Origin of the sequence: Peijinzhouia sedimentorum (assembly GCF_049340005.1) — a bacterium.
Taxonomy (GTDB): Bacteria; Bacteroidota; Bacteroidia; order Cytophagales; family Cyclobacteriaceae; genus CAXBDP01.
The window spans coordinates 158,532-175,542 of the sequence record NZ_JBMPIY010000001.1 but is presented as its reverse complement, the minus strand read 5'-3'; the positions used below and the strand labels follow the sequence as shown (position 1 = coordinate 175,542).

18 protein-coding genes are annotated in these 17,011 nt (G+C 38.3%); 10 read left to right on the top strand and 8 right to left on the bottom strand.

Going from position 1 to position 17,011, the window contains the following annotated elements:
• Positions 1–40: 40 nt before the first annotated feature.
• Entirely contained in the window at positions 41–505 is a 465-nt protein-coding gene (locus ACOXY8_RS00825) for a hypothetical protein (RefSeq protein ID WP_458329657.1), read from the bottom strand.
• A 185-nt stretch (positions 506–690) separates the two neighbouring features.
• On the opposite strand from ACOXY8_RS00825, the gene ACOXY8_RS00820 reads away from it, so the two are divergent.
• The 3 genes from ACOXY8_RS00820 (at position 691) to ACOXY8_RS00810 (ending at position 2,622) form a co-directional block, all read left to right on the top strand.
• Positions 691–1,062, top strand: coding sequence for a hypothetical protein (locus ACOXY8_RS00820; protein WP_458329656.1), 372 nt, complete (start codon positions 691–693; stop codon positions 1,060–1,062).
• A gap of 123 nt (positions 1,063–1,185) precedes the next feature.
• A complete protein-coding gene (locus tag ACOXY8_RS00815; RefSeq protein ID WP_458329655.1) occupies positions 1,186–1,545 on the top strand; it encodes an arsenate reductase family protein in 360 nt (119 codons plus the stop codon).
• Positions 1,546–1,728: 183 nt separating this feature from the next.
• Positions 1,729–2,622: a 3-hydroxyacyl-CoA dehydrogenase family protein gene (locus tag ACOXY8_RS00810; protein ID WP_458329654.1), complete on the top strand. Its 894-nt coding sequence runs from the start codon at positions 1,729–1,731 to the stop codon at positions 2,620–2,622.
• A 45-nt stretch (positions 2,623–2,667) separates the two neighbouring features.
• Here the strand turns inward: ACOXY8_RS00810 and ACOXY8_RS00805 are convergent, their stop codons facing one another.
• From ACOXY8_RS00805 to ACOXY8_RS00795, 3 genes are all read right to left on the bottom strand, one after another.
• Positions 2,668–3,915, bottom strand: a complete 1,248-nt coding sequence (locus tag ACOXY8_RS00805) for an NAD(P)/FAD-dependent oxidoreductase (RefSeq protein ID WP_458329653.1) — start codon at positions 3,913–3,915, stop codon at positions 2,668–2,670.
• Positions 3,916–3,959: 44 nt separating this feature from the next.
• Positions 3,960–4,553, bottom strand: coding sequence for a tetratricopeptide repeat protein (locus ACOXY8_RS00800; protein ID WP_458329652.1), 594 nt, complete (start codon positions 4,551–4,553; stop codon positions 3,960–3,962).
• Between the two features lie 128 nt (positions 4,554–4,681).
• Entirely contained in the window at positions 4,682–5,512 is an 831-nt protein-coding gene (locus ACOXY8_RS00795) for a 2,3,4,5-tetrahydropyridine-2,6-dicarboxylate N-succinyltransferase (protein WP_458329651.1), read from the bottom strand.
• Between the two features lie 52 nt (positions 5,513–5,564).
• Here ACOXY8_RS00795 and ACOXY8_RS00790 point away from each other — a divergent pair, with 52 nt between their 5' ends.
• The 5 genes from ACOXY8_RS00790 (at position 5,565) to ACOXY8_RS00770 (ending at position 10,567) form a co-directional block, all read left to right on the top strand.
• A complete protein-coding gene (locus ACOXY8_RS00790) occupies positions 5,565–6,671 on the top strand; it encodes a hypothetical protein (RefSeq protein WP_458329650.1) in 1,107 nt (368 codons plus the stop codon).
• 231 nt (positions 6,672–6,902) lie between these two features.
• Positions 6,903–7,571, top strand: a complete 669-nt coding sequence (locus ACOXY8_RS00785) for a metal-dependent transcriptional regulator (protein WP_458329649.1) — start codon at positions 6,903–6,905, stop codon at positions 7,569–7,571.
• Positions 7,568–8,509 carry a metal ABC transporter solute-binding protein, Zn/Mn family gene (locus tag ACOXY8_RS00780; RefSeq protein ID WP_458329648.1) on the top strand — a complete coding sequence of 314 codons (942 nt, stop codon included), beginning with the start codon at positions 7,568–7,570 and terminating at the stop codon, positions 8,507–8,509. Before ACOXY8_RS00785 ends, ACOXY8_RS00780 begins: the two co-directional genes overlap by 4 nt.
• A complete protein-coding gene (locus tag ACOXY8_RS00775; RefSeq protein ID WP_458329647.1) occupies positions 8,499–9,281 on the top strand; it encodes a metal ABC transporter ATP-binding protein in 783 nt (260 codons plus the stop codon). The genes ACOXY8_RS00780 and ACOXY8_RS00775 overlap by 11 nt, the downstream gene beginning before the upstream one ends.
• Complete coding sequence (locus tag ACOXY8_RS00770) at positions 9,281–10,567, top strand: metal ABC transporter permease (protein WP_458329645.1); 1,287 nt, start codon at positions 9,281–9,283, stop codon at positions 10,565–10,567. The genes ACOXY8_RS00775 and ACOXY8_RS00770 overlap by 1 nt, the downstream gene beginning before the upstream one ends.
• On the opposite strand, the gene ACOXY8_RS00765 is transcribed toward ACOXY8_RS00770, so the two are convergent.
• Entirely contained in the window at positions 10,564–12,147 is a 1,584-nt protein-coding gene (locus ACOXY8_RS00765; protein ID WP_458329644.1) for an NAD(P)/FAD-dependent oxidoreductase, read from the bottom strand. The genes ACOXY8_RS00770 and ACOXY8_RS00765 overlap by 4 nt on opposite strands.
• An 81-nt stretch (positions 12,148–12,228) precedes the next feature.
• Positions 12,229–13,200: a tryptophan 2,3-dioxygenase family protein gene (locus ACOXY8_RS00760; protein ID WP_458329643.1), complete on the bottom strand. Its 972-nt coding sequence runs from the start codon at positions 13,198–13,200 to the stop codon at positions 12,229–12,231.
• 61 nt (positions 13,201–13,261) lie between these two features.
• Here ACOXY8_RS00760 and ACOXY8_RS00755 point away from each other — a divergent pair, with 61 nt between their 5' ends.
• Positions 13,262–14,473 (top strand): acyl-CoA dehydrogenase family protein, encoded by a 1,212-nt coding sequence (locus ACOXY8_RS00755; protein WP_458329642.1) that lies wholly within the window; start codon positions 13,262–13,264, stop codon positions 14,471–14,473.
• 63 nt (positions 14,474–14,536) lie between these two features.
• Here the strand turns inward: ACOXY8_RS00755 and ACOXY8_RS00750 are convergent, their stop codons facing one another.
• Both ACOXY8_RS00750 and ACOXY8_RS00745 read right to left on the bottom strand, forming a co-directional pair.
• On the bottom strand, positions 14,537–15,340 hold the full coding sequence (locus ACOXY8_RS00750) for an SDR family NAD(P)-dependent oxidoreductase (RefSeq protein WP_458329641.1): 804 nt from the start codon (positions 15,338–15,340) through the stop codon (positions 14,537–14,539).
• A complete protein-coding gene (locus ACOXY8_RS00745; RefSeq protein WP_458329640.1) occupies positions 15,337–16,653 on the bottom strand; it encodes a flavin-containing monooxygenase in 1,317 nt (438 codons plus the stop codon). The genes ACOXY8_RS00750 and ACOXY8_RS00745 overlap by 4 nt, the downstream gene beginning before the upstream one ends.
• Before the next feature lie 92 nt (positions 16,654–16,745).
• On the opposite strand from ACOXY8_RS00745, the gene ACOXY8_RS00740 reads away from it, so the two are divergent.
• Positions 16,746–17,009 carry an acyl-CoA-binding protein gene (locus tag ACOXY8_RS00740; protein WP_458329639.1) on the top strand — a complete coding sequence of 88 codons (264 nt, stop codon included), beginning with the start codon at positions 16,746–16,748 and terminating at the stop codon, positions 17,007–17,009.
• Positions 17,010–17,011: the final 2 nt, after the last annotated feature.

The window sequence follows — 17,011 nt, the reverse complement described above, 5'->3', positions numbered from 1 at the left end:
ATTTTAGCCTAATATTAACCTTTTGAAAGCAGCTAAAAAATCAATTGGTCTTTTTACTCATTAACAAAACAGGTAAATAAAAGAACCACAATAGAATAAGGATTGGTCCGACAAAAATCATTACATCATAATTATCAGACTTCATTTCCTCGGCGCTATTTGTAAAACCCACATAAAAAACGATAAGAACGAAAAAGGTATTCAGCCAACCTGCCAATCCATGAAGCCAAGCTGGAATAATTCGTAAGTTAATGGGCGAGCCAGAAGTTAACCGTAGCTTATTATCGTAGTTTTTTATTAGTACAATAAATATCAGGTTGATCAAAATACATGTAATTAAAGCTGTGAAAAAGAATGTGCTTTTGGACATTACAGCTGGCACTAAACCGAAAAATGCCCCTTCACCCCAAACAATATCGCCTGGAATAGCGGCATAAGAGTAAATAAGTGAGGCAAGAAAAATAACAAGAGTAATAATGCGAAAGGAATTTGCAAATCGAAGCATTCTATTGATTAAAATTAATAATGTGGCAATTTAGAAAATTGAAGTTCAAAACTCGTCATTTCTCATCTAACAAATCCATAATTTATGAGTTTGAAATTGATTGTAAGTAAGAAAAACTCGAGCAATTTATTTTTAGAAATTCCTTTGTAAATGATTGTTTGTACTTTTGAGGATAGTTAATTGATATGCAAAAAATATTCGCCTTCATTTTCATCACTTTGATTATCACTGCTTGCTCTTCTACTCCAAGTATCGATGGCTTTGATTCTGAAAAATGGAAAAATGACCCTAATGGATGTGAAAATCAGCGGGAGGAATATTATGAGCTTCTCTCCTCTCAAAAAGATATACTCCTTTCGCTTGATTATGACTCGGTTATTGAGCTTTTTGGCAAACCCGATGAAAGAGATTTGTATGAACGTGGCCAATGGTTCTATTACTACTATTTCAATCCGGGACCAGCATGCAATGCAAGCATATCAAGAGATGAAGTCCCAAGGATGATTTTACGCTTCTCTGCTCAAGGCGACGTGACTGAAGTTACTTTCAGAAAGTAAGCCCTCCTGCCTTTACCATATTTCAATTTGGTAGAATAATCTTTTGAAGATAAATATTTTGAATTACTAAAAATAATGCATAAATTATTCTGTATTTCAAATATTTATCAAAATAAATCTATTATGAAAATTCATCCTAATGAATTGGTGCTTTTGTATCATGCAGAAACTCCAACTGGAAAGCAAACAAGAGCTATGGCACAAACTCTTTCCTCAAATGTAAATGAGTTTCATTACGATAAAGTGCGATTTACAACTACAATTTGGCGCTCGCTTTTGGACAAGCTCGCGCTAAGGCCGAAAGATTTATTAAATAGAGCTCATCCAGATTATCAATCAAAAATTAAGGGAAAAAACCTTGATGATGAAGGATGGTTGAATGTAATAATGCAACATCCATATCTCATAAAAGCGCCAATTGCTATAACTACCAAAAAGGCGATTTTATGTATTAAGCCAAACGATATTTTGAAAATAGGCTAAATCAATTTTTATAAAGCTCACAAAAGCCATCCAAATTGGGTGGCTTTTTTTGTGCTTTTCAAATGCTCAATTTCTTACATCTATTTATCACCATTCAAACCCATTCACTTGTCAGCCAAACTAAAGGGTTTACTTTTGTATTGTATCTTGTAAAATCAAATTGTAACACTCAAAATAAGTATAATGAAGAATATCGTTGTAATTGGTTCTGGCACAATGGGTAATGGAATTGCTCACGTATTTGCGCAAAATGGACATAAAGTGGCATTAGTTGATATATCGGCAGATGCATTAGGCAAGGCCATAAAAACCATTGAGAAGAACTTAGACAGACAAGTAAGTAAAGGCAGTATTGCAGAAGAAGTAAAAACAAACACGCTAGCCAATATTACCACTTTCACAAGTCTGAAAGATGGTGTTCAAGATGCAGATTTGGTAGTTGAAGCTGCAACTGAACAAGTTGAAATTAAGCTGAACATCTTCAAGGAGTTGGATAAATTGTGTCCTGAAAAAACGATTTTGGCTTCGAATACTTCATCCATCTCTATCACCAAAATTGCTGCGGTTACCTCCCGCCCATCCAAGGTTATTGGGATGCACTTTATGAACCCGGTGCCTATTATGAAATTGGTAGAAATTATCAATGGCTATTCTACTGATCCTGCCGTGACCAAGGAAATCATGGAAATTTCTAAAGGCTTAGGAAAAATCCCAACCGAGGTAAATGATTATCCTGGTTTCGTAGCTAATAGAATTTTAATGCCCATGATCAATGAAGCGATCATTTCGCTTTTCGAAGGTGTAGCTGGCGTCGAAGAAATTGATACTGTAATGAAACTTGGAATGGCTCACCCAATGGGACCATTACAATTAGCTGACTTCATTGGCCTAGATGTTTGTCTTAGCATTTTGAGAGTATTGCACGAAGGTTTGGGCAATCCAAAATATGCACCATGTCCGCTACTTGTAAATATGGTTGAGGCTGGCCATAAAGGAGTAAAATCAGGCAGTGGATTCTATTCGTGGGATCATGGCACCAAGGATTTGATCGTGGCTCCTAGATTTAGAAAAGCTTAAGAAAATTAGAAATAGATTAAGGAGATAGCCGGACAATTTGTTCGGCTATTTGTTTTTCTGATTACTGGCAATTGCGCGAGCTACAGTATCAGCACCCGTCCAAGCATTTTGGAAATTGAATCCTCCTGTAATGCCATCAACATCCAATACTTCACCAGCGAAAAACAGCCCTGGTTTGCTTTTACTTTCTAGTCGATCGGTATCAATACTATCTAGACTAATTCCACCACAAGTCACAAATTCTTCTTTGAAAGTGGTTTTACCATTAACTGAAAGTCTAAACCTTATCAAGCTCTCAATCAGTAAATTAAAATCACGCTTACTTAAGTCATTATAAGCCTTCTCTGCAATGCCTATCTCACCAACAAGCACTTCCCAAAGTCTAGATGGAATATCGAATAATGGATAATTACCAACTTTTCGTTTTGGGTTTTTGAGTTTGTATTGAGCCAAATGATCTCTTGTAGTTTCCTCGGTATAGCTGGCATTCCATTGAACCAAAATGGTAAATTGATAATTCATTTCACCCAATTGCCTCGCTCCCCAAGCCGATAATCGCAGGACTGCAGGACCACTTAAGCCCCAATGTGTAATCAACAAAGGCCCTGATTCTTCTAGCTTTACACCTTCTACTTTCACTTTAGCATTGAGCAAAGCAACTCCACTCAGTGGCTTGAAAATACTCTTTGGGATATTGAATGTGAAAAGGGATGGAATGGGTGGAGAAATAGTATGGCCTAGATCCTTTAGCCAATTGAAACCCTCTAACTTGGGGCTACCTCCGGTAGCTACAACTACATATTTTGCAGTTAATTGGGATTCATCAAGATCAAGAATAAATCCGCTTTCAATTGGCTTTAATTGCTTTACTGGGCATTGCAACCAAACTTTGATTCCAAGACTATCAACACGATCCATTAGGCAATTTACAATAGAGCTCGAACTATTAGAAATTGGAAAAACTCTACCATCGTCTTCAACTTTTAGTGCTACTCCATTTTTCTCGAACCAATTCCAAGTGTCTTCTGCTGAGAAATGCGGTAGCAATTTTTTCATCAATTTGGCACCACGAGGATAGCGGGAGGAAAAGGCTGAAATACCTAAGGCTGGATTGTGTGTAACATTACACCTCCCGCCTCCGGAAACAGTTACTTTGCTCAGGAGCTTACTGCTTTTTTCTAATAAGAGAACATTAAGCTTTGGCTGTAATTCTTTAATTCGAATAGCTGAGAAAAAGCCCGCAGCTCCTCCTCCAATTACTATTACATCAAATGATTCTGAATTTGAAGCCAAATTTTGCCTAATCTATTTAAATAACTAATTATAAATACTTTAAATTAATTACAGTATCTCGAAATAAGCTCCTTTGCCTCTTCTTCACCCAAATTATCAGCAGTTCTAAAATCCTGACAGGCATTTCGAGTTTGCTTAAGTACAATGCGTGCAGTTCCTCTATATAAATAGGCTTCAGCTAAATTTTTATTGATGGCAATTGCCGAAGTATACGATTCAATTGCATCCTTTATTTTCCCTCGACGATGCAATGCTTGACCTAAAAAAAAGTGACCTTGAGCATTGTCTTGATTTATTTCAACCACCTGTTCGAAATAGTATTGACCCGAACTCCAATCGTCTTTTCTGCTGTAGTATTGGCCAACACTCAATAGCGCATTCAAGTTTTTAGGATCCAACTTTAATACTGTTTCATAATCGTCAAGCGCTTTTTCATACTGTTCTAAAGCCTCGTAGGTTCTCCCTCTATTGTAAATGGTCTTGATATTATTCGGTTTTAAAGCCAAATATTCATCGTAGGATGCTAGCGCTCCTTCAAAATCGCCTTGTGCATATAGTTGGTCTCCATCATTAGATCGTTCGTCCTGACAAGAAACCAATAGTATTGAAAATAAAAATGCTAAAGAAAGTAATCTCATGAAATAAATATTGTGTATCAAAAGCAAAAAATGGCTTAGGTTGAACCAAATAGAGTATTTGAATGAAATTCAATCCACTCCAGAGAAATCAACCTAAGCCAAAATTAACAAGTATTATGCCCTTTTAATTAAACTGAAACATTGTTTTCTCTTAATGCTTCATTCAAGGAGGTTTTCTTATCTGTACTTTCCTTACGTTTACCTATTATCAATGCACAGGGCACATTGTAAGTACCTGCTGCAAATTGTTTTGGAATTGAACCTGGAATTACCACAGACCTATCTGGGACATATCCTTTATATTCCTTTGGCTCAGAGCCTGAAACATCAATAATCCTTGAGCTTCCAGTTAATACCACATTTGCGCCAAGTACGGCTTCTTTTCCAATCCTTACGCCTTCTACAACGATACATCTCGAGCCAATGAACGCATTGTCCTCAATAATCACTGGAGCGGCTTGTACGGGCTCTAAAACGCCTCCAATACCTACTCCACCACTTAAGTGGACATTCTTGCCAATTTGTGCGCATGATCCCACAGTTGCCCAGGTATCTACCATCGTACCAGAGTCCACATAAGCACCGATATTCACATAAGAAGGCATCATTACCACGCCAGAATTCAGAAATGCGCCATATCTAGCCACTGCATTTGGAACCACTCTAACGCCTAACTTATCATAACCAGATTTAAGGCGAATTTTGTCATGATATTCGAAAGGTCCACATTCGATGATTTGCATTTTCTGTAAAGGAAAATAAAGGATCACAGCCTTTTTCACCCATTCATTCACCTTCCACTCATTATTCTCTATAGGTTCAGCCACGCGCAATCTACCTAAATCCAATTCTTCAATTATTGTCTTCACAGCAATTTGCACTTCCTTATCATGAAGCTTATCACGGTCATCCCAAGCTGCTTCAATTATGTCTCTTAAATCTCTATTTTCTTTGTTCATCTATTTGTGTTTACTTTAAAATCGTAAATTTATTTGATCAAAAAATCTGCTATTGAAGCATTGCATAGTAATTGGAGCTACACTTAAACCCTTAAATGACGCTCGTCATTTTCATAAAATTGCTCTTTCGCTCGGCCAAACAAGTAAATATGATCTTAATATCATAGGCCGAGACACAAAAAATATTCAGCCGGCAAATAATATTACATTTCACCCTATTATTGGACTTGGAGTAAGCAATTTTACTAGGATTCTCGCACCTCTAAAATACCTGCGCAAAACTTGGCAGATAAAACCAGATTTACAAATAATTTGTAGCTGGGAATTACTTCCAGCTGCAGGAATTTTCAAACTCTTAAAAGGTGGAAAACTGGTTTATGATATTCAAGAAAATTATATCAATAACATCCGCTACTTGGGTAAAGAATCATGGATAGTCAAAAAGCTCAAAATACTAATAATCAACTATTTTCAGAAAATTACTTGGTCTTCTATAGATTCGTTTCTATTAGCTGAGCAATCATATGAATCAGAATTCAAGCTTAAAAACAGGAACTATAAAATACTGGAAAACAAATCATTACAAATACTCAAAGAAAGTACACATTCAAATAAGCTAAATTTTATCTTTTCAGGCACTATTGGTGAAGCTCAAGGGATTTGGGATGTAATTCAATGGGCAGAAAAAGCGCATCAAATTGATCAAAGCATCCAATTAACAATTGTTGGCCATTGCCCGTCTCTTGCCACATATAAAGCCCTTTTAGAAAAAGCGGGAGGAAAAAAATTCATTTCACTTCAAATTGAAACAGAGCCAGTCGCATACAATTCCATTCTAAATAACATCACTAAAGCTGACTTTGGGGTAATAGCCTATCCTCCAAACCGAGCAAATCAAGACAAATTTCCAAGCAAACTATACGAGTATTTAGCCACTCAATTGCCGGTATTTCTCCTTCATTCAAATGCAAGCTGGGAAGCAATTATAGACCAATATGAGGGTGGAATTTCTAGTAGAACTTACCCAAGTATTGCCAATCAAATTCAGGCTTTTAAGAGTCGAAAATTCTACCAAATATCAGCAGATTACTCTGAACTATTGTGGGAATCAAACGAAGCAAAATTGCTTGATTCTATAGCTAAGTTATTGGATAAATAATCCGCCAACCTCCCGCTGTTTTCTATACAACTAAGCCATAAAGCTGGGCCAATATTCAATTCCAAGTTGATTGAAATCAACCAAGTGATAAATTCAATTTGCTTAAATTATTTCATCTAAACTTATTTTTAGTCTTATCTAAACCATCGAATTTTAAGCCTAAATGCACTTTTTTAGTGTTTTTAGGTTTGTTTAAAAATTATTTTTAGATTTGTCTAATAATCAGTAAAAATGACAGAAATTTTCACCCTTTCCGAAGAGAATTACTTAAAAGCTATCTATCACCTATCTACAGAGGAGGAGGAATCTGTGAGCACCAATGCGCTTGCGGAGCGATTAGAAACGACCGCAGCCAGCGTGAGTGATATGCTAAAAAAACTTGCAAAGAAAGAGCTAATCGAATACAAGAAATATCAAGGAGTGAACATCTCAGAAAAAGGCAAAAGAGTCGCTCTTCAGATAATTCGAAAGCATCGACTTTGGGAAGTTTTTTTGGTCGAGAAGTTGAGCTTTAATTGGGACGAAGTACATGAGATTGCCGAACAATTAGAACACATCGACTCTCCTACTTTGGTGAAAAGATTAGATGAGTTTTTAGGCTATCCAAAGTTCGACCCACATGGTGATCCGATTCCCGATGAGAGTGGAGAATTTCAATCGATGCCTCAAATGGCATTATCAGAAATGGAACCGAACCAGAGCGGACTTTTAGTTGGTGTAAGAGATACAAATTCGCTTTTCCTTCGACACCTTGATAAAATTGGTGCCTACATTGGAGCCAAGGTAAAAGTGCTGGAAAAGGTCGAATTTGATGGCTCCGTTGAAATCCTTCTCGAAGACAAAAAGACACTATTTATTTCTAAAGAAGTTGCCACAAATTTGTTAATCACTAAACGATGAAGCTAAATTTCAAAGTATCCATTTTGTTTTTATTGCTTCCTTTTTTTGTGATTGTAAGCTCATGCAATAGCGATAAGACTACTAAAGTAGACGGAAAGCCATTAATCGTTTGCACTACAGGAATGCTTGGAGATGCATTACAAAATTTACTTGGCGATCAGGCTACAATTGTATCGCTAATGGGACCTGGGGTAGATCCACACTTATACAAAGCAACTCAAGGAGATTTGGCAAAACTTCAAGATGCAGATTTGATTATCTATAATGGCTTGTACCTAGAAGGCAAAATGGCCGAAGTGATGCAAAAACTTGCACGACAAAAAACCATAATTGCTGCAGCCGAATTACTCCCTGATGATAAAATCAGATATACTGTAGATAATGTTACCGATCCACATATTTGGTTCGATGTAGCATTATGGGCGGATATGATTCAATTGCTAATTCCAGCGCTTGAAGGAACTAACTTATTCCAGGCTGAAGCCTTGAGGCAAAATGGAGATCGATTTATTCAAGAGTTGAGAGAACTTGATAAGTGGACAGCTACTGAAATCAATACAATACCCTCCGACAAAAGGGTATTGGTAACTGCACATGATGCATTCCAGTATTTTGGACTTGCGTACAATATCGAAGTATATGGTTTACAAGGATTGTCTACTCTTTCAGAATTCGGTTTGCGAGATGTATCGGACTTAGTTTCATTCTTAGTAGAAAGACAAATTTCGTCCATTTATGTAGAAAGCTCAGTTTCGGATAAAGCCATAAATGCCGTGGTAGAAGGTTGTAAAGCTGAAGGCCATGATGTGAAAATTGGAGGTAGCTTATTCTCCGACGCCATGGGCGAAGCTGGAACTGAAAAAGGAACCTATATTGGAATGGTAAAGCATAATGTAAGCATAATCGTAGCTGGACTTGGAGGGCAAAATGAGCAATAAGGAACCTGCTTTAGTTGTAAGAGATTTAACTGCTGGCTATCAAAAGAAGCCTGTTTTGTGGAGCATTTATTTGGAAGTTCCTCAGGGAGCTTTGGCTTGTATTGTTGGTCCAAATGGAGCTGGAAAGTCCACCTTTATCAAAACGATGATGGATTTGATTCCGGCTACAGCAGGAGACGTGAAGATATTTGGAAAACCATTGGCAGAGGTTCGAAACAGAATTAGCTATGTACCACAGCGCGAAAGTGTAGATTGGGATTTTCCTGCTTCAGCTTATGATGTGGTACTTATGGGAAGGTATGGGAAATTAGGGCTTTTCAAAAGAGCTGGAAAAGAAGATAAGCGAATTGCCATGGAGGCTTTGGAAAAAGTAGGGATGGAAAGTTTTGCCTCCCGACAAATTAGTCAGTTGTCTGGCGGCCAACAGCAAAGAGTATTTTTAGCCCGAGCCTTAGCGCAAGAAGCGGATTTATATTTTCTTGACGAACCATTTGCGGGTGTAGATGCATCTACCGAAAAGGCAATAATAGATTTGCTTAGAGATATGTCGCAGGAGGGCAAAACCATTATAGCAGTGCACCATGATTTGCAATCTGCTCCCTCCTATTTTGATTATTCTATTTTACTCAATTTGCGGCTAATTGCAGCTGGCCCAACTGAAACAGTCTTTACAGACAAAAATCTGCAAGACACTTATGGTGGGAAATTGACGCTTTTAACTGAAGTAGGTGATTTGATGAAGAATAAGCGATTCCCTGAGCGAGAGAAATAATGGAAACATTCTGGGACTTTTTCAGCTTTAGCAATGCCAATGTGCGGTACGTAACCTTCGGTGCCATATTGGTAACCTCTTCGGCTGCAATTGTTGGTTGCTTTACTTTTCTGCGCAAAAAAGCCCTTGTTGGCGATGCTGTAGCCCATTCTGTTTTACCCGGTGTTTGCTTGGGATTTATCCTCTCTGGTGTCAAAGATCCATTATGGATTATCATCGGGGCATTTATTACTGGCTGGCTTTCTCTTTTGCTAATGGATAAGATTATTTCCAAAAGTAGAATCAAGGAAGATTCGGCAATTGCATTCATTCTCTCTACATTTTTCGGTTTAGGAATACTATTATTAACATGGATTCAAAAATCCGGAAATGCAGCACAATCTGGTTTAGATCAATTCCTATTTGGTAAAGCCGCTGCATTAGTCGGAAACGATCTTATCGTATTTTCATTTGTGGCTATTGCACTTATTGTTTTGGTAGTCCTATTCTTCAAAGAATTTCAATTACTTGCTTTCAATAAGGATTTTGCGCAAAGCATGGGATTACCTGTGAAATTCATCGAGTTTATATCCACTTCTATGACGGTTTTGGCAGTGGTGGCCGGTATACAAGCTGTTGGAGTGGTGTTGATGGCTGCCATGCTCATTACTCCTCCAGCGGCCGCTCGCTATTGGACGAATAGTCTAAAGAAAATGCTTGTTCTTGCAGCCATCTTTGGTGGATTTTCTGGTTTAGCTGGAGCCTATATTTCCTATTTAGCGCCTGCAATGCCTACTGGACCTTGGATTGTGGTGGTGGTCAGTTTCATTGCTTTTTTCTCTTTCTTCTTTGCACCAGAAAAAGGAATTATTCCATTGGCTAGATTACAAAAGCGAAATCAGCAGAAAATCACCGATGAGAATATTCTAAAAGGTTTGTACCATTTGCGGGAGGATGAAAAGCATTTAAAGCAAACTTTTACTTTCAGCGAATTATTAGAAAAGCGACCAATGCAAGAAGATCGCTTTCATAAAAGCATTAGAAGGCTTGCTAAGAAAGGATTGATTAAGCTTGATAATCGCTCGCTTGATTTAAGTGATAATGGACTAATCCTCGCAAAACGTGTTGTGAAACTCCACAGGCTTTGGGAACTATACCTATCTGAATTCCTAAACAAAACGCCAGATCAAGTGCATGATGAAGCCGAAACCATTGAGCATTTGATCACCCCTGAACTAGAAAAGCAGCTTGAGGAGAGATTGAATTTCCCTAACAAAGATCCTCATGATGAGGATATTCCATATTAGAAAGAAATAGTTTTACCCATTTTCACAGCAATCTGCTCAGCAACTCTTTCGCCATCCATAGCTGCGGAAACTATTCCTCCCGCATATCCTGCACCTTCGCCACATGGAAATAAACCAGCGATTTGCTGATGCTCCAATGTAATCGGATCTCTAGGAATTCTTACTGGTGAAGAAGTACGACTTTCCACTCCTACAATCACTGCATCATTACTTAAATAACCACGCATTTTCTTACCAAACGATCGAAATCCTTGTCGCAAACTTTCGGCAATAAAATCTGGTAATACCTCCCGCATTTGGACTGATTCCAAACCAGGTTGATAGCTTGTTTCTGGTAACGTACTGGAGAATTTCCCTTCCACAAAATCTACCATTCGCTGTGCCGGAGCTGTTTGTGTTTTCCCTCCCATTGCCCAAGCTTTCTGCTCAACAGCAGCTTGAAACTCCATTGCGGCCAATTCCTTGTATTGTTGGAATTCCTTCAAATGCTCCAATTCTACTGACACCACAATTCCCGAATTAGCAAATTTGGAATCACGACGCGATGGGCTCATTCCATTGACAACCACCTCGCCAGGAGAAGTTGCGGAAGGTACAATAAACCCTCCAGGACACATGCAAAACGAGAAAACGCCATGTTGTGATTTCTTAAGCTTAACTTGATCTACCAAAGAATAACTTGCTGCAGGCAAATATTCACCTCGACTATCGCAATGATATTGGATACTGTCAATTACACTTTGTGGATGCTCGATTCGAACCCCGAGTGCAAAAGGTTTTGCTTCGATATGCACGCCTTTTCTTTGCAGTAATCTGAAAATATCACGAGCTGAATGGCCAGTTGCAAGCAAAACTGCCTTGGTATTGAAGCTAACGCCTCCAGCGATTTTTACTCCGGTAATTTGAGAATTGCTGATAATAAAATCCTCCACTCTACTATCAAAATGGATTTCACCTCCCGCTTCAACTATACTTTCTCTAATTGAGGCAACTACATTTGGTAATTTATTCGTACCAATATGCGGATGCGCATCAACCAAAATCTGATCAGTAGCTCCATGTGCTACAAAAATTTCTAAAATCCGCTTAAGATCTCCACGCTTTTTAGATCGTGTGTAGAGCTTACCATCGGAATAAGTACCTGCACCGCCTTCTCCAAAACAATAATTGGAATCGGAATTTACGATATGCTTTTTATTGATGTCCGCAATATCCCTTCGGCGACTTCTTACATCTTTGCCACGTTCGAGAATGATGGGTTTCAATCCAAGCTCTATCAACCTAAGAGCTGCAAATAAGCCTGCCGGACCTGCACCTACAATAATTACAGGCTGAGAATTTGATACATTGGGATAAGGAAATTTACCAGAAAAAAGTGGCTTTACAGGCTCATTCTCAAATATATCTACTCGAAGTCGAATTTTGACTTTGCGCCCTCGCGCATCAATGGAACGCTTTTGAATTTGATAATTGAAACCTAAATCTAATGGGATTCCGGCTTCTTGCTGTAAGATGAGCTTGAGTAATTCAGGTGTTGCCGCCTCTTGCGGACTTACTGCAATGTCAAGTGTTTTTTGCATAATGTTTTGTGGAGTCTTATCTCCAAATGATTTGCAAATTTGGTCAATTATTTCTGGAAAATGCTTCTTTCGAAAATTGCCTTATGGTTTAGGAATTCCTAATTGCTCCAAAACCCAAGCTTTGCCCCATTCCTCCCGCTCTTTATCATTCCAAAGTTCAGGGAAAAAGATAATTCGTTGGAACATTGGCGGGAGGTATTTTTGCCAATTTGTTCCACCTGTAGCGGCTATATCAACAGGATCTTTTTGCAAGTATTTCACTGCCGATTTGTAATGAGCCAATCGCCAATGAATATTTAGTAAGGAATCTAATTTCCGCAATTCATTTTTAATCTTATCAGCCTCAGCGCTATTTTCATAGTGATTTTGCCATACACGCAGCAAATTATTCGATTTGTGCTTTTCAGTTAATTGAAGAAATGTTTCGCTGTATCTCTCTTCAAAGTGCTTCAGCGTCAACGTCTTTTTACCAGTCGAAAGCTCTGTGGCTCCGCTTTTCCAATAAATTACATCAAGCAATTCTTCTTGGGTTTCATCACCTTTTAATTGAGCTCTGTCCTCTTCCTTAAGCAAGTTTACCAAATCTGTACATTTCAATTCGATAATCCGATATTGGGCAGACTGAAATCCACTCGCCGGTAATAGCGCCATCCGAAATTTCAAAAATTGCTCTCGTTCCATACCAAGCTCCATTATCGAAAATGAATTTGATAAATGGCCGATGTAATTATTTATCCGTTTCAAACGCATAAGCATTTCAGCATTATTTGCAGGAAACATTTCTAAAGCCTGATCTATCTCTTTTATAATTAGCTTGAAGTAAAGCTCCGTAATTTGATGATAGATAATGAATATACTTTCGTCTGGAAAGGCAGTTTTTGGATGTTGAAGACTTAATAGTGTATCCAAATGTATGTATTCCCAATATTTAAGATAATCGGCATATAATAGACCATCGAGATAAGAAGCCAAGTCTTGGCCCATTGCTTCGAACTTTTCTTCTAATTTTTCTATCCGATCAAGTATATTGGCAGAAATTTGCTTTTGTGGCATAACCCAAGTCATTATGGTGGGTTATAAAATTGAAAGATTAATTCGAAACAAAAAAATGACTATGAGCTCTTCGGTAGAAAATAAAAAAGCTAAAGACAAAAATGACCTATTTGAGTCGCCAGATTTTTACAATATTGATGATTTGCTGAGCGAAGAACATCGACTTATAAGGCAAACTATTCGGGATTTTGTAAAGCAGGAAATCTCTCCAAATATTGAGAAATGGTCTCAAGACTGCCATTTTCCAAATGAGATTGTGAAGAAATTTGGAGATATGGGTGTATTTGGGCCACAATTACCAGAAGAATATGGCTGTCCGGGACTAGACTATATTTCTTACGGACTGATCATGCAAGAGGTAGAACGTGGGGATAGCGGAATGCGCTCTACAGCTTCGGTGCAAGGTTCATTAGTGATGTATCCAATTTACAGATTCGGATCAGAAGAACAGCGTCAAAAGTATCTTCCAAAACTTGCCAAAGGAGAAATGCTTGGCTGCTTTGGTTTGACTGAGCCAGATTTTGGATCAAACCCGGGAGGAATGGTCACTAACATAAAGGATATGGGCGACCATTATCTATTGAATGGCTCCAAAATGTGGATTAGCAATAGTCCTCACGCTGATATTGCAGTTGTATGGGCCAAAAATGAAGCGGGAAGAATAAAGGGCGTCATTGTAGAGCGCGGAATGGAAGGCTTTACAACACCGGAAATTCATGGGAAATGGTCGTTGAGAGCAAGCTGTACCGGTGAATTGGTTTTTGATAATGTAAAAATCCCGAAAGAAAATATCCTGCCTGGCAAAGATGGATTAGGAGCGCCGATGATGTGCTTGGACTCTGCAAGATACGGCATAGCTTGGGGTGCCATAGGTGCTGCGATGGATTGCTATGATAGTGCCAGAAGATATGCAATGGAGCGAATTCAGTTTGATAAGCCAATCGCGAGCTTCCAATTGGTACAGAAAAAATTAGCTGAAATGCTAACAGAAATTACCAAAGCACAACTACTAAATCAACGCTTAGGACAATTGATGAACGAAGGGAAAGCGACAACTGCTCAAATATCCTTAGCAAAAAGAAACAATGTGGAAGTAGCCTTAAATATTGCTCGTGAGGCGCGTCAAATACATGGTGGAATGGGCATTACTGGCGACTATCCAATCATGCGCCACATGATGAATTTGGAATCTGTAATAACTTATGAAGGAACTCATGATATCCATTTATTGATATTAGGACATGATATTACAGGCATTCCAGCATTTGCATAAATATCTTTTAATCAAATATTTAAGCCCATATTCTTCAATAGAATTTGGGCTTTTTTATGGAATTTACTTTTCCATCTTTTTAGCATAAACTTGCTGATTACTTCTGCCCTTTTTGAGGAGTTTGTTTTTCAGCAGAATTCCCATTCTGATATTGAGACTGGCGAGCTTTGAGATAATGCCACGGGAAAGCGGGAGTGTAATTTCTAGGGATTTATTTTTCAAAGCCTTTTCCACAGCTACAATAATATCTTTAGTTTCGAGGATTCGTTTTGCTGAAAATGCCATTGCCAAACTTGGTTCAGCAGCCATACTTTCAAACATTGGCGTATTGGTGCCATCGGGGCAAATACAAGTTACGAATATGCCTTTGTCTGCAAACTCCTGTGCTGCTGCTAATGTAAAACCACGAGCTGCAAATTTAGAAGCGCAATACATACTCAATCCATAGACAGGAGCAATTCCTGCTAATGAAGCAATATTGATAATATGACCGCTTCCTCTTTCTACCATTTTGGCTCCAATCACATTGGTGCCATAGATAAGCCCTTTGGTATTTACATCTAGCTGCAAATCAATATCTTCAGCACTTTGCTCATAACTTAAACCAGATCTTATTACACCGGCATTATTTATCAAAATATCCGGCAACCTTCCGCTTTCTTCTAGTTCACTTGCCAAATGGAGCCAGGCTTCATAATTACGGACATCTTGTGAATATGTACTTATATTTTCATGCTCTTTCTTAAGTGTTTGCAAGCCATCCTCATCCAAATCTGTGGCAATTACTTCAAAGCCTTTCTCACTAAAATGAACGGCCATAGCCTTTCCAATTCCTTTAGCTGCACCAGTTATTAATACCCTTTTCATACACTTTTAGCATCTTTTTGGAACTTCCATTTTGGCGCATTTGCAGGGATTTCTTTAAGCAATTCCTTTCTGTATTTATGATAGAATACCTGCACAGAATGGCGTGGAGTATTCATAAATTGCCTAGTATTTTCTTGAATTCGCTTATCAATTTCAGCTTGCACATTATTCGGCAATTGGTAATTCCCTTTCAGAAAATTCGCAGCCAATTTCGATTGCAGATCAGAAAGCGGCCAAATACAACCAAATGGCTGCACCAATCCTATAAAAAAGAGATTGTTGATTTCAGGATGGAAAATATGCTTGTAAAGCGGGACGGGACCTTCTGTATAATCGATAAAATCTTTAGAGAAAAATGGGAAAGTGATTTTGTAGCCTGTTGCCGCAATTACCGTATCAAATTTCTCCCGCTTTCCGTCTTTGAAGATTATGTAGTCACCATCAAACCTCTCAATATCAACTCTTGGATGAATTTTGCCGTGGCGGATAAAATAAAGTAATTCAGAATTCACTACAGGATGCGCTTCAAAAACGCCATGTTCAGGTTTCTGCAAGCCATATTTAGACAAATCGCCAACAGAGAATTTCAATAATAATTTGGTGAAAATCCCACGAAGTTTGAGCGGCACCCAATCCAATCCACTGCCGAGCATATCGGACGGTTTACCCATTAAAAACTTAGGAATAAAATAGTAGCCGCGTCGTAAGCTTATGGCAGTTTGTTCAGAAACTCTGCCTGTCTCCACAGCAATATCACAAGCAGAATTTCCACCACCAATCACCAAAACTCTCTTGCCTTCGTATCCTCGATTATTTTTGAAATCATGAGAATGCATAAAAGTGCCATTGAATTCGCCAGGATAGCTAGGCATTCGTGGATTCCAATGATGACCATTGCACACGAACAAATAATCAAATACATATTCGCCCAGCGTTTCATCAGTCTCAATATGCCATTTGCTGCTATCGGTAAGTTCAGCTGTTTCCACACTTACACCAAACCGGATAAGTTCATACACACCAAAATGCCTAGCATAATTCTCAAAATAGGCTTGTAATTGAGCATGCGATGGATAATCTGGATAATCTACTGGCATGGGATAATCCTCGTACTGAGATAATTCCTTCGAGCTTATTATATGTGTAGATTCAAAAACACTAGAATGACCAGAGTTTTCGCTGTACACCCAATTACCACCAACTTTAGTATTTCTTTCGAAAATCACAATGTTGCTAAATCCAGCTTGCAATAAGTTTTTTGCTGCTGTAATCCCACTTGGCCCTGCTCCTATTATACAAATCTTTGTCTCCAATTGACCCCCTCGATTTTTATTTAATATATAACTCGATAAAATTTTCTTAAGATACACAGTCTATTAAATTTACGCTTCATAAACTTAAAAAAATGGAATTAAAAGAAAGCTTCGAAAGTGCTCAAGTAAGAATCAAACAATTGACCGAAAAGCCGGACAATCAAGATTTGCTGAAATTATACAGCCTATTTAAGCAAGCTACTGAGGGAGACGTTCAAGGAGAAAGACCTGGAGGTTTCGACTTTGCGGCAATTGCTAAATTCAATGCTTGGGAAAGATTGAAAGGTACAAGCAAAGAAAAGGCAATGGAAGATTATATTTCCACTGTAGATACTCTGCTTGAAAAATACGATTAACC